We start from the raw sequence: 12,774 nt of genomic DNA, 5'->3' as shown, positions 1-12,774 counted from the left end.
TATAGTGAATTAAAAATAGTGGCATAAAAATCACTCGTCTGCTTTGTACAATTTTCTGATAACGTCTTCCATGGATATATTTTCAATGGTAATATCGCTTAAATCTTCAATAAACTCATTGGAAATATTTTTTAGTATATCTAAACTTTCAGTTGAATCCGCAGAAATTTTTACCGTATCGTCAGCTGTTTTTTCTGCAGTGCCGACTCCTTTTTGTTGAAGCATGGTTATTATTTTTTCAGCTGCCGGAAATTTTAATTTGAGGATAAAATATTTTTGATTGAGAAAGGTGTTTTTAAAATTAATAAAAGAATCCGAGTATATCTTTTCTCCGTTATTTATCAAAATCAATTCGCTGCAAAGGGAAACAATATCGTTAAAATTATGACTTGTTAATATAAGCGTCGCATGATACGTACTGCAATAGTGCTTTAAAAAATCCCGTATGTTGTATTGCGTAATGACATCAAGGCCTATTGTGGGTTCATCAAGGAAAATGAGTTTCGGTTTATGAATTAAAGCCGCTATCAATTCCATCTTCATCCGCTCCCCCAACGACAGCCGCCTCACCTGAACATTTACCTGTTTTTCTACACTGAGTATTTCAATCATTGTGTGCAGCGTTTTTTGATACTCGGCCTCTTCAATTTCATAAATTGTTTTATTAAGTTCAAAAGAATCGATGGCGGGCAGATCCCACCAAAGTTGACTTTTATTCCCCATCACCATCGAAATTTGCCGCAGATACTCTTTTTTCTTTTCAAAGGGATTATGCTGCAAGACACTCAGATTTCCTGTCGTCGGAAGTATTAAACCGGATAGCATTTTCAGGGTCGTCGTTTTTCCTGCGCCGTTTAAACCGATTAACCCCGTTATCGAGCCCTGATTAATTTGAAAAGAAAGATTTTTTACCGCAGGCTTATACAATTTTTCACGTTTAAACAAGTTTTTAATACTGCCTTTCAGCCCTGCCTCTTTTTTGTAATACGTATAACTTTTGCAAATATTTTCTGCAACAATAATCTTTTCGCTTCTAACTGCCTGATTCGACATAACGCTTTACTCCTTTTTTAAAAATAAAATTTGATAATAACAAAAATAGTACATTTAAGATAAAAGCATAGAAAATAGCGCATACAGATAATTGTTTAACGATGAACAGAACAGGGAAATTAAAGCAAACAAACAAGGGAATAACAAAGGTTAGAATTTTTTGAATCACTTTCGGATATATCTGCATCGGTTTATTTCCAATAGTAATTAATTCCGAGCCTATCCCCATAACAATATCCATCCGCATAAACCAAAAGGCAAGATTCATCAATATAAACATAATCGAATAAATTAAAAAAAGGCCATTCATTGAAAGCAGAATATACATCACTCCTTTTAACGGTGTGATAGGAATATTCAATTGTATAAGGCAATATATCAAACCAATAGTGTTGATGGCGATGTTTTTTATTTGCGGAATGTCGAATGCATGGCATGAAATATTAAAGCGCGGATTTAACGGTTTTAATAATATAAAATCAAAGGTGCCGGTATTGATCATTTCGGGCAGTCTTTTTAATCCCGGTACTATCGCAAAAGTAAACACAGAATCCGTCAATCCGCCCTGAAAAGTCAACATCAGCATTTGATACTTATCCCACCCGTTTATCGTGTTGGTATGAATAAAAATCGTGTCTATAAAAATGATATACATAAAAAGCCATACAAGCTCAAAGGTGCCGCCGCTTATAAAATCAAACTTATATTCCAGTAGATTCATAAGGGAACCTTTAAAATAGGTTTTTAATAGTGGAAGATATCTTTTCATCAAACAGTGTATCCTATCCGCCTAAAATAAGTTATAACGGACACTATCACGGAACAGCGACAGCTATCTGTCGTAATTGGATAAAAAAATTACATTTTTTTACAAAAGTTTTTTTACCAGCTTCAAGAAAGCCGGTATTAATGATGCTATCATAACAACATTGTAAATAATGAAAACCGGAAGAATTTTACGAATATTTTTTTTATTAAATACCAACATAGCTATACCTAGTATAAACAAAATAATTGCTACATAGCAAAACATTATTAGCTCTTTCATTGGTAAAGAAAGGTGAGCAAAATAAAACAATATCATTACAATCGCAGCTAATAACGCAAAAAAATATAATAGTATACCTAACTGATTTGCGACCGATTCAATATCATATTGTGCCTTTTCTTCATCCGGCATAGTATTGTACCCCGCTATTAAGTCGTATGCTTTTAATTCTCTAATTATAATACCGCCGCCGGCGAATGAAAGGAACATTAATAGTAAAATAATATATAACATAAAGCACCTCCGAGCACGTTAGCGTGTTTATTCATTTCATAAGCAAAATTGAGTATTATCGTAATTAGCTAAAAAACTTTTTGCTGTTTTTACAAGTTCCGCTTGATAATCTTTTGGAGATACGACGGTAACTGCATTCCCGAAGCTGAGGAGTAAGGCCTTCCACAACCGTTCTTTTGCAGGAACACGGATATGGGTTTTATATTTTTGAGACGGCAGCGTTTCGATAACGGAGTCGGGAAAATACTCTTCGATGAGTGGAATTTCCGTTTTGGAAAAAACGATTTCTATATCAATGCAGGTCTTGTAATACGCAAGTTCGGCTTCTCTCATCCTCTGCTGTATATCGCCGTGATTTGCAGCGGCAGTTTCTTTTGAGATGGCAAGCGTTTGAATCCGTGCAACTTTAAAAGTTCGATACTCTTTTGTTTCTTTAAGGTATGTAAACAAATACCACGCATACCATTTGTAATGAATGGCAAGCGGTTCCGCACAAATATGCGAACTTTTTCCTTCTGAATTACGGTAATCGAATACGATATATTTTTTATCGCTTATAGCTTTTTCCAACAGCAGATTGAAATCTTGTACTTTTTTATTTTCTTTTGTAACACTAAAATCCCAAAAGACTTTTTGCCCGTCTCCTTTTTCGATAATTGCATTGTATTTTTTGATTAAAGAGTTTAAGCTCTCGTTTGTGTATGACGTTGCAAGGCTTTCCAACGCATTGACAATGATTTGCTGTTCGCTGTTTTTGATGGTGAGGTTTTTTATTTTATAATGTTCTAAAACGGCATAACCGCCGTACCTTCCGCCTAATGTATACACCGGTATACCGGCTTCAGCGATACTCGCCATATCGCGCTGAATAGTCCTCACCGATACCTTAAAATACTCGGCTAAGTATTTTGCAGAGACTTTTTCATGATTTAATAAATAGATAATTATTTCAAGAAGCCGTTCCAGTTTCATAGATAAAATTTCAATCAACATCCTCGGCGCGGAGCCTTTGTCAAAACCATACATCCGTGTATAGTTTTGATTGCGATGTTGTGGATATACCAAAACATCGCTACTGTATGGAGCCACCGCCATCCGTGGCGGTAGAAAAACGGCGGTATAAAATCCTCCGTACGAATAAAACCGTGCTTATTACCAAATCAATTTCAGTGCTGCGACCGTTCCTATCAGAATTATGACGATAGCGATTGCTAATTTTCGACGTGTGCGGTATTCTTGCTCGGTTTTTGATCTCCGTTTGAGGAAGAACCGATCAAATAAGACGATTGCTGCTATTCCAAGGATAATTAAGATGATAAAACCAATAAGACCATAGCCGGTTTTATCGGAATACCCTATAAAGATATCTGAACCTGAGCCGTTGCCGATAAGTATATCGCCTTTCAGCTTTAAAAGGATTGCAATAAAAGAAATGATGAAGAGAAATAAGAAGATAAGTGCGGTAAAAAAGTACTGCCGCTGCAGCGGGTCATTTTTCGTTTTTATATTTAAAAAGGTTTTGACGGCAATTGAACCGAGAACCGTGACTGCGATAGCATATATAATACAAACAATAAGTAGCCGCATTTTTTCTCCATTTCTACCATAAAACATTGACTTTTTTAGTTATTGTTAGTATCGTCATAAAACCTAATTTTATTATTTATGGATGTGAAAAATGAACAAAAAGATTCTATCGATTATTGCTGCGGCTATTGCTGCGGCACTTCTTGTATTTTCTTTTACAGTAAGCTGTAAAAAGCAATCGACAGCCGAGACTGCTGCTCCGGCAGCAGGCACTAACGCGGAAGAAACAAAAACAGAGGAAGGAAAAGAGCTTCCTCCTCCGACGAAAAAAGAAGTCGGGTATGCGTTTGGTGTTATGATGGGAACATCGCTTAAAGACTTTAAACTGGATGTCGATTACGGTGAATTGGTGAAAGGTTTAAAGGATGTCGAAAAGAACAAAGAAGTAGATGTTGCTGCTGCACAGAAGGTATTACAGCGGGCAAGCGAAGCTGCTCATAAAAAAGAGGCAGCGGAAAACTTGGCAAAAGAAACAGAATTTCTTGAAAAAAATGCAAAAAATGACGGTGTAAAGACAACCGAAAGCGGCCTGCAATACGAAGTTATTACCGAAGGAACCGGACCCTTACCTTTGCCAACCGACACGGTAAAAGTACATTATAAAGGAACATTACTTGACGGTACGGTTTTCGACAGCTCCTACGACCGTGGGAATCCCGTTGAATTTCCGTTAAATGCCGTTATTCCGGGTTGGACGGAAGGTTTACAGCTGATGAAAGTCGGTTCAAAATATAAGCTTTATATCCCCTCTAAAATTGCTTATGGAGAACGCGGTGTTTCGCAGGTTATTCCGCCTAATTCAACGTTAGTTTTTGAAGTTGAATTATTGGAAATCCTACCCCCTGCAGCTGAAAAACCGGCAAAGTAAGCGTAAAAAATTACGAAAAGAGCCGCCCGATATCAAAGGTATTACTTGGTATCGAGCGGCTTTTTTTTTCAGTATTGCTGCCGATAATCAATAATAGAAAAACTTGGTATAAGAAGAATACAAGTTGATAAAACCGAATTAATGTTGGATACTTAAACTATGAACATCGCAAATTTTTTTACTGCAACGAGAATGGTCGCAGCTCCTCTTTTTATTTGTATCTATTATCTTCCGCGTTATGTAGGAATATCGGAACAAACAGTAATGCTTATTCTTATACCGCTGTTTATTTACATGGAGTTTACCGATTTTTTAGATGGATACTACGCCCGTAAGTTGAAGCAAGTGAGCGATTTCGGTAAGTTATTCGACCCTTTTGCGGATGTATTTGCAAATCTGACGGTGTTGTTGGCGTTTATGCTGTCAGGTTATGTGCCGCTGCCTGTTTTTATCATTATTTTATATCGCGAATTAAATATTTTATTTTTACGGATGCTTGCACGAGGGAATGGTATTACCATCGGTGCGAAAAAAGGTGGCAAGACTAAAACGGTATGCTATATTCTTGCTGAAGGTTTTACGCTGCTGATTGAACTGCTGATTGTATTTTCGCTTGCGGAAAAATCCGTTACCGATATGATGATTATTATTAACAAAGGTATTTACTGGGTCGCTGCCTTATTGTCGGTTTGCTCGTTTATCGACTACCTTGTATCATATAGGAAGAGTATCCGTGCCTTGCAGAAGGAGAAATAAAGAATATAAGAAAGCGTTGGCGGGATACTTTCCTAACTTTTTCGGAACTAAACTCCCTATAACTCACCATTCTTTTTTGGTAGAATGTCTGCATGATTCACAATATCATTCTTTGCGATGACCACGCGCTGTTGCGGAACGGAATAAAAGCTGGATAGAAACGCATTCACCCTACAAGGTTACGCACGAAGCCGGCTTATGAGCCCTCGAGCTTTATCATACTGTCCCGTATTAAAATCTAAATACTGCACAGGGTACGTTTCCCACGCTGCGCTGCCTTCCTGTACGGCGTGCTCTTCTTTGCGGAACTCAGTTTTTGCCCAACACTGATCAATGTGTAAGACTATTAAAAACAGCCTGATGCGTGTACCCGAAGCAGCCATCGGACTTATTGACTTAAAACGGCTTTGCTATAAAATATCGATATGAAACATATCTATCCAAAAATGCTGCCGTTTATGGCGGCGCTGATTGTTATTTCCTGTGGAAGCTGCTCAAGTAAAGACGAAATCAAGCCGCTTACTGAAGGAGGTTCTATGAAGTTGACAAGCACGGCTTTTGCCGACGGCGAAAAAATGTCCCGAGAATTTGCAAAACTCGGAGCGAATCACATTCCTCTGCTCGAAATCGACGGTGTACCGGAGGGTACAAAGAGCCTTGCGATTATCGTGCACGATCCGGATGCGCCGCTTCCCGGCGGATTTTATCATTGGACGCTGTGGAACATTCCGCCGCAAACAACGTCGATCGGAGAAGGTAATGTGCCATCGGATGCCGTCGAAGGCGAAACAAGCTGGGGTACGAGCGGCTACAACGGACCTCAACCGCCGTTCGGGGCGCACCGCTATATTTTTTATCTCTATGCGCTCGATATGAATCTGACTCTTCCGGCGGGCAGCAGCGTAAAAGAGCTTAAGGCCGCGATTAAAGGGCACGCAATCGGAGCGGCTTCACTTACGGGTATGTTCGGTGCTAAGGATAACCCCTGACCAAAGCAGGCCGTACTATCTTACCGCACCATTCAAAAAAGTTACCACAGACATTATGCAGTCATTCTCAAATATCGAACTATGCGCTATCAATAATGCACAAGCTCTTAGTGTTAAAGACGGAGTACGGAAGCTGGTAAGTGTAGATAAAGCGTAAGGCGGTCTAGTGGCTATGGACAAGTAACGGAGTAACCGATGGGCGATATGCAAAACACAAAGATGGAATTTGATGAGATGAACGCTGCCCCTGTTATCAAACACATTGCGGTGCGCAGCGCTATAACGAAATCAAATTTACCTGTAGCGGATTATTCTGTTAATCCATACACCGGATGTACCCATGCGTGCAAATATTGTTATGCTTCTTTTATGAAGCGCTTTACCAGACATACCGAACCGTGGGGAACGTTCTTAGATATTAAAGATTGGCCGGAGATAAAGCATCCTGAAAAATATGCAGGGAAAGAATTATTCTTCGGTTCCGTTACCGATCCGTATAATCCGGAAGAGGCAGTCTATGAGCGCACCCGCTCTTTGCTTTTACAGTTGAAAGGATGCGCGGCAAAAATCAGTATTGCAACAAAAAGTGATTTAGTGCTGCGCGATCTGGATATCATTCGGAGCTTCCCCAATGCTCGCGTTTCATGGTCAATTAACACACTTGATAACCGCTTTCAACAAGATATGGATAAAGCCGTTTCAATTGACCGGCGTCTTACCGCAATGGAAACTTTTTACCGCGCGGGAGTGCGCACCACCTGTTTTATCTCTCCGATATTCCCCGGTATTACCGATGTTGAAGCAATTATCAAACGGGCCCAAAATCAGTGTCATTTAATCTGGCTTGAGAATCTCAATTTACGCGGCAGCTATAAACCGGTGATCATGGACTATATCGAAAAAAATTATCCTGACTTGCTGCCGCTTTATCAAAGTATATACGCTGACGGAGACCGCAGTTATTGGGAACTGCTTGAGGCGAAACTACAAGCCTTTACCGCAGACATCGGGCTTGACTATGCAACAAATGATGATAGTATGAACCGTCCCTTTGATGCGCCGCCTGTTGTTGTCAATTATTTCTATCATGAGCAAATTAAAAAATCGGCGTGGAGAAAACACCTTACAATCGGCTCTACTGTTTGAATAGCAGAATAGGCTTGTTTATCCAATTGCCGCTTCTACCGACTTAACAGCCTTTTCTAAAATAGACTTGCTTTCATTCCGTAAAGTCTCGCTTTCAATTAGCAGCTTGCTTATTTGCTCCTGTTTTTCTTTTGCGATAATCGGAATTATTACATTTTCTATTTCGCTCTTTTTCCAATGATTAATAATTGAACCGCCTGCGTCCTTTTCCGCTTGCATTTTTACCGCTACGGAATTTAGCACCAATGCCAGATAATCAGGTAGCACTCTCTTATCTTTAATATCCATGTGTAGTATGGCAGATGATGTAATAATATCTTCGCTTTTATTCATCTTGTAGGCTATGCCGACAGTTCCATCTTTAGATAAAAGTATCGTGTCTTTCTTCGGTCTAATACAATCTTTGAATTCATTCTCTGACAGGTAAATACTCGTATCTGTCAAACCGAATTTAGTTAAATCCTGTACTCTTATAAATGGTGTTCCTTTTGTCTGATAGCTTTCGCTTCCCGGCTCAATCGACTTTTTGATTGTAACAAGATTAGATAATTTATCACAGTTGTTGTCCGACAGTTTTTCAAATAGCCTGTCATATTTTTCTTGATAGTATTCGCTATCCAATCTTCCGCTCACGGCGAATGTATCTCTAAGATTTTTAACAGTATAATTTACAGATTTTTGATTATCAAACAAGCCGATTTCTTCATAAAGTCTGAAGATTGCAAGGTTGATATAGTAGCTCGCTTGCTCGTTATAGTAGGCAATTAGTGGCTGCTGGCTGCTGGCTGCTGGCTGCTGGCTGCTGGCTGCTGGCTAGGAAATTATGTGCTGCCTGTTCATTTTTGTCAATAGCTATTTCAACACTTTTTGTAGAAATTTCAAGTAATTCTTTTGCTTTTTTTGAGTACTCCATACTCTGCTTGATATAGCTTGCGATTTCGTCTTGGACTTCTTTTTTCACAAGTGGGATTGGCATATTTTTTATAGTTGGTAAATCTGTATTTTGTCTAACACTTGCTTGGGCAATATTTCTGTACAAGTAAAAATCCTTTGCTACATTTTGAATATATGCTCCTACAAAATATGGATTAAATCTTTCATCATTTAACCTTGCTCTAATTGTAAATGAAGCGAATAAATAATTTTCTTGCTCTTTTGTTACCAATCCAATATCACCAACAGTTCCCATCTGAGAAATGATAATATCATTTTCTTTTGTAAAGAATTTATCCTGCAATTCTTCTGTGTTTTCTATTTCATCTAACTCTCCTACAATAAAACAATTTTTCAAATTCATTCCCTTAATGTAGGGAATACTTTTGTTATTTTTAATATATGGGCTTGTCGGAACAGTTCCATAGTTAATTAAGCTACAAATATTTTCTAATTTTTCAACGCCTATGTTGTTTATTTTTTCGTCAAATATCTCATATTTAGGTTGGTAATACTCACTGTCGAGCCTGCCTGTTTTAAGAAAACTTTCTTTCAAAGTTTTAATGGATACTTTTTCATTTGACGGATTGAAATTCTCAAGTCCCAGTTCGGAAATAAGGAGATTTTCAGCTTGGTTGTATTTTTCTTTTGAACATCCGTTTTTTGTTTTAGCTTCTATGACTAAACTTGCTATCTTATTTTGGAAATCAAAAGACATAATAGGAACACTTAATTGATCCATATCTTCCAATATAAGTCCTTTTTGTACTGCTCCTCTAATATATCTTTCAATCTGACTTTGCCCATATCTACAACTAAGATAAATCGCAAGATATTTTTCGTTTACTTCTCCATTCTTTCTTAATATCGCCAACTTGCAATTGCATGTCGCTTTATTGTCCGTTGTAACGAGAGAAATTCCCCCTATAGTTCCAACAATAGATAATAAGACATCACCTTTTTTAAGATGGGATCTTTTCATAGTAGATAATGAATAGGTCTTTTCATCAATACATATTGGATCTGTATCCTCTATAAAAAACGAATGTATATTTTGCCCTCTATAATACGGGATTCCCTTTTCTATAAACTTTTCACTAATTGCCATATGATTGCCATCTGAAACGTTAGATATCTTTGTAAGTGGCAAATGATTAACACTTGAAATCCATTTGTCGAATTTTAAGTTTTCTTTACTGTAAAATTCGCTATCTATCCTATGTGTTCTCTCTAACTTAGTTAGTTTTATCTCGCTTATCTCCAGCCCGTTTAATAGCTTTGTATACTTTGCACTATCAAACGGGCTTGTCAGAAAAAACTTAAATGCTCTTTTTTTGCAAATTCTGCAAAGGCTTCGGCTATGCCGTCCTCAGTCATTCCATCGTGGTTATATAAATCGTGTTTTACAATTAAGTGTCCGTGCGTATCAAGGATTGGCAATCCGTCTTTATCTTTGACAAAGATTTTATCGCCTGAATTATCCTTGCTCGGCTCTTGCATGGTAGCAAAAAAGATCGGGTAATCCTCTTTTTTAGGGCAAAGTTCATCGTCCCACTTTTGAACAAAAAGGACTGATGTTTTCGTTCCCGTATGAGGTTTAAAAACATTTCCGTGTAAGCCGACAACAGCAAGTATTCTGCAACGCTCCGTTATAAAATCTCTGATATATTTATCAGATGAATTGTTAAACCTTCCCTGCGGAAGCACGATTGCCATTCTTCCGCCGGACTTTAGAAAGTTAAGATTCCGTTCAATAAAAAGGATATCCCTACCAACATTTGATTGATATTTGCCTTTTGCATTTTTAGCAAGTTCATATTTAGCGATAATTCTTTGCTCTTTAATATCACCCGCAAAAGGCGGATTAGCCATTAGAATATCAAACTCAAAAGAATAGTTGCTATTTTTAGTTGTTCTTAGTTTTTTAAACTTTTTCCATCCCTCATTATACGTATCTGTCCAATCTTCGGTCTTAGTCGTATCCTCCCAGCGTTCATAATCAAGGGTATTAAGATGGAGCACATTTGTCTGTCCGTCTCCTGCAATTAAATTAAGTGTTCTTGCTACCCGCACAGCTTTTTCATCAAAGTCAATTGCAAATACGTTATCATTAACATAATCGGTACATTCAGCAGGCTTTTCCTGACTGGTGAACAAATGACTTTGCTCTATTCCCTTTTCTTTGAGTATTTGTTTCCATACATAAAATATTGTGTGAACAGGAAATCCGCAAGACCCGCTTGCCGGGTCTATCATCGTTTCATCTGCCTTTGGATTGAGCATTTTAACGCACATATCTATTACATATCTTGGAGTAAAGTATTGCCCTTTTTCTCCCTTAGAAGATTTGCTCATCAAATATTCAAAAGCGTCGTCGACAACATCGAGATTGGAATTAAAAAGCTTTACATCTTGAAGAGAAGATACACACACAGACAAATGAGAGGGACTAAGTAAAATTTTAGCGTCTTGTGAAAATACACCGTCCCACTTATTCTTTGCCTTGTCAAACAGCTTTTGTATCTTGTCTTTCAGTTCCGTTTCCGTATCTCCGTAATTTCTAAATTCAAGATGGCGTACCTGATTTCTTCCGCTTTCCATTTCATCATAAAGCTTTGTAAAAATCAGTTTGAAAACTTCTTCAAATACATCGACACCTGCGTTAGCAAGCACCTCGTCTTCCATTTCCAAAATAAGGTCTTTTAGGCTCTTCTTTTCTGTAAGCAACTTATCTTTTAAGATAAGGTCATCTATCGTCCAACGCTCACTTAAAATATCTGACAGTTTCTCATTAAAGGCCGGGATATTCGGTAAATCTTCAAAAAAATTAGGATCTTTCCTGTGATAAAAAGAAATCTGTCCGCCGTTTGTCCATACGCCAATAGGAGCTCCTGTTGCATTGCAGTAGCTCTTTAACTGTTCCTTTCCGTCCTTCAGCTTTGGCTTTTTAAGTTCAACAATAATGTAAGGGCTTGTTGTTGCAAGTTTATCAAAGATAACAATATCCGCTCTTTTCTTCTCCCTCCCAAAAGAAACACTGTATTCGAGTTCCATTTTTTCTTTTGGATAGTTGTATTCATTGATAAGTTTATTGATATAAAGCTGACGGACAAGTTCCTCATCAGTAAGCTTAATATCTTTATCTCTTATCTGGCATTTTACATAATAGACATCATTTCCTTTTTTATCCGTTTTAGTAGTGATTAAGTTTTCTACACTATCTATCTCTGTTTGATTAAACTGCTCAATTTTATAATTGGAATCCGCTACGATTTTTGAAATTATGCCGCTCGTATTACTTTTCTTATCCTTTTTTAACATATTTATCACCTTTTTGATTTAATGTTATAAACTTTAGGGCATCTTCTATTTCGAAGGATGCAAAGCAAATCTATACCTGAGTTTTTTCAGATGTCCATCAATGTATCACAATTACTGAACACCATCAATATTTCTTTATTCGTGCAGGGTTAATGCTCGCAGGCTGCATCGTAACAGTTCTTCTATTGCAATCGATGCGGATGGACCACCGATCCCTGTCGAAGTAACACTCACCTTTGATCCGCCTAACATACCAGTGTAGGTAATATATTCACGGTTGTCTGCAATCAGTTGTGCATCTTCAAAATATGCAGCAATTTTCTTACACCGTTTGGGGTCTCCCGGCATAATGACATATCGTCCTACCTCATCGGGACATATTTGTGGTTTTTATCATTATTTTATACCGCGAATTAAATATTTTATTTTTACGGATGCTTGCACGAGGGAATGGTATTACCATCGGTGCGAAAAAAGGTGGCAAGACTAAAACGGTATGCTATATTCTTGCCGAAGGTTTTACGCTGCTGATTGAACTGCTGATTGCATTTTCGCTTGCAGAAAAATCCGTTACCGATACGATGATTATTATCAACAAAGGTATTTACTGGATTGCCGCCTTATTGTCGGTCGGCTCGTTTATCGACTACCTTGTATCATATAGGAAGAGTATCCGTGGCAAGTCCAAAAATTGACCTCATTGTTACGCCGTACGTGGCGGTTCTGCATATCCAGCGCTTTTGCAAATAGGCGAGGCAGATACAAGGCGCGAGCAAAAATTAACCGCAGGCGTATCTTTGATACGTTGAGGGTTAATTTTGCGCAGTAACGCAGTAGAT

The 12,774-nt window shown here is 38.0% G+C and carries 13 protein-coding genes and 1 pseudogene; 5 read left to right on the top strand and 9 right to left on the bottom strand.

Features of this window, described 5'->3' with window-relative positions; all coding sequences use genetic code 11:
- Positions 1-30: 30 nt before the first annotated feature.
- From ABH09_RS12765 to ABH09_RS12745, 5 genes are all read right to left on the bottom strand, one after another.
- On the bottom strand, positions 31-1,053 hold the full coding sequence (locus tag ABH09_RS12765) for an ABC transporter ATP-binding protein (RefSeq protein WP_253714696.1): 1,023 nt from the start codon (positions 1,051-1,053) through the stop codon (positions 31-33).
- Entirely contained in the window at positions 1,034-1,822 is a 789-nt protein-coding gene (locus tag ABH09_RS12760; protein WP_253715792.1) for an ABC transporter permease, read from the bottom strand. Before ABH09_RS12760 ends, ABH09_RS12765 begins: the two co-directional genes overlap by 20 nt.
- 99 nt (positions 1,823-1,921) lie before the next feature.
- Positions 1,922-2,335: a DUF3784 domain-containing protein gene (locus tag ABH09_RS12755; protein ID WP_253714695.1), complete on the bottom strand. Its 414-nt coding sequence runs from the start codon at positions 2,333-2,335 to the stop codon at positions 1,922-1,924.
- Positions 2,336-2,371: 36 nt separating this feature from the next.
- On the bottom strand, positions 2,372-3,307 hold the full coding sequence (locus tag ABH09_RS12750) for a helix-turn-helix transcriptional regulator (protein ID WP_253714694.1): 936 nt from the start codon (positions 3,305-3,307) through the stop codon (positions 2,372-2,374).
- Between the two features lie 180 nt (positions 3,308-3,487).
- Complete coding sequence (locus tag ABH09_RS12745; RefSeq protein ID WP_253714693.1) at positions 3,488-3,922, bottom strand: hypothetical protein; 435 nt, start codon at positions 3,920-3,922, stop codon at positions 3,488-3,490.
- A gap of 91 nt (positions 3,923-4,013) precedes the next feature.
- Here ABH09_RS12745 and ABH09_RS12740 point away from each other — a divergent pair, with 91 nt between their 5' ends.
- The 4 genes from ABH09_RS12740 to ABH09_RS12725 all read left to right on the top strand — a co-directional run bounded on the left by ABH09_RS12740 (position 4,014) and on the right by ABH09_RS12725 (position 7,681).
- Positions 4,014-4,790 (top strand): BamJ family beta-barrel-assembly machinery protein, encoded by a 777-nt coding sequence (locus tag ABH09_RS12740; RefSeq protein WP_253714692.1) that lies wholly within the window; start codon positions 4,014-4,016, stop codon positions 4,788-4,790.
- 159 nt (positions 4,791-4,949) lie between these two features.
- Complete coding sequence (gene pgsA, locus ABH09_RS12735) at positions 4,950-5,546, top strand: CDP-diacylglycerol--glycerol-3-phosphate 3-phosphatidyltransferase (RefSeq protein WP_253714691.1); 597 nt, start codon at positions 4,950-4,952, stop codon at positions 5,544-5,546.
- Between the two features lie 425 nt (positions 5,547-5,971).
- Positions 5,972-6,535 carry a YbhB/YbcL family Raf kinase inhibitor-like protein gene (locus ABH09_RS12730; protein ID WP_253714690.1) on the top strand — a complete coding sequence of 188 codons (564 nt, stop codon included), beginning with the start codon at positions 5,972-5,974 and terminating at the stop codon, positions 6,533-6,535.
- A gap of 234 nt (positions 6,536-6,769) precedes the next feature.
- Positions 6,770-7,681: a radical SAM mobile pair protein B gene (locus ABH09_RS12725; protein ID WP_371922162.1), complete on the top strand. Its 912-nt coding sequence runs from the start codon at positions 6,770-6,772 to the stop codon at positions 7,679-7,681.
- An 18-nt stretch (positions 7,682-7,699) separates the two neighbouring features.
- Here ABH09_RS12725 and ABH09_RS12720 read toward each other — a convergent pair whose 3' ends face one another.
- From ABH09_RS12720 to ABH09_RS12705, 4 genes and pseudogenes are all read right to left on the bottom strand, one after another.
- A complete protein-coding gene (locus ABH09_RS12720; protein ID WP_253714688.1) occupies positions 7,700-8,374 on the bottom strand; it encodes a restriction endonuclease subunit S in 675 nt (224 codons plus the stop codon).
- Between the two features lie 58 nt (positions 8,375-8,432).
- Positions 8,433-9,722 carry a restriction endonuclease subunit S gene (locus ABH09_RS12715; protein ID WP_253714687.1) on the bottom strand — a complete coding sequence of 430 codons (1,290 nt, stop codon included), beginning with the start codon at positions 9,720-9,722 and terminating at the stop codon, positions 8,433-8,435.
- Between the two features lie 200 nt (positions 9,723-9,922).
- Positions 9,923-11,935 (bottom strand): type I restriction-modification system subunit M, encoded by a 2,013-nt coding sequence (locus tag ABH09_RS12710; protein ID WP_253714686.1) that lies wholly within the window; start codon positions 11,933-11,935, stop codon positions 9,923-9,925.
- A gap of 165 nt (positions 11,936-12,100) precedes the next feature.
- A pseudogene (locus ABH09_RS12705) lies at positions 12,101-12,283 on the bottom strand (uridine phosphorylase); the annotation flags it as partial.
- 35 nt (positions 12,284-12,318) lie between these two features.
- On the opposite strand from ABH09_RS12705, the gene ABH09_RS12700 reads away from it, so the two are divergent.
- Complete coding sequence (locus ABH09_RS12700) at positions 12,319-12,630, top strand: CDP-alcohol phosphatidyltransferase family protein (protein WP_253714685.1); 312 nt, start codon at positions 12,319-12,321, stop codon at positions 12,628-12,630.
- The last annotated feature ends 144 nt before the right edge of the window (positions 12,631-12,774 follow it).

It is taken from the genome of Treponema sp. OMZ 803 (genome assembly GCF_024181165.1).
Classification (GTDB): domain Bacteria; phylum Spirochaetota; class Spirochaetia; order Treponematales; family Treponemataceae; genus Treponema.
Note: the sequence above shows the minus strand (reverse complement) of the source record. Positions and strands in the feature narration are given on the sequence as shown.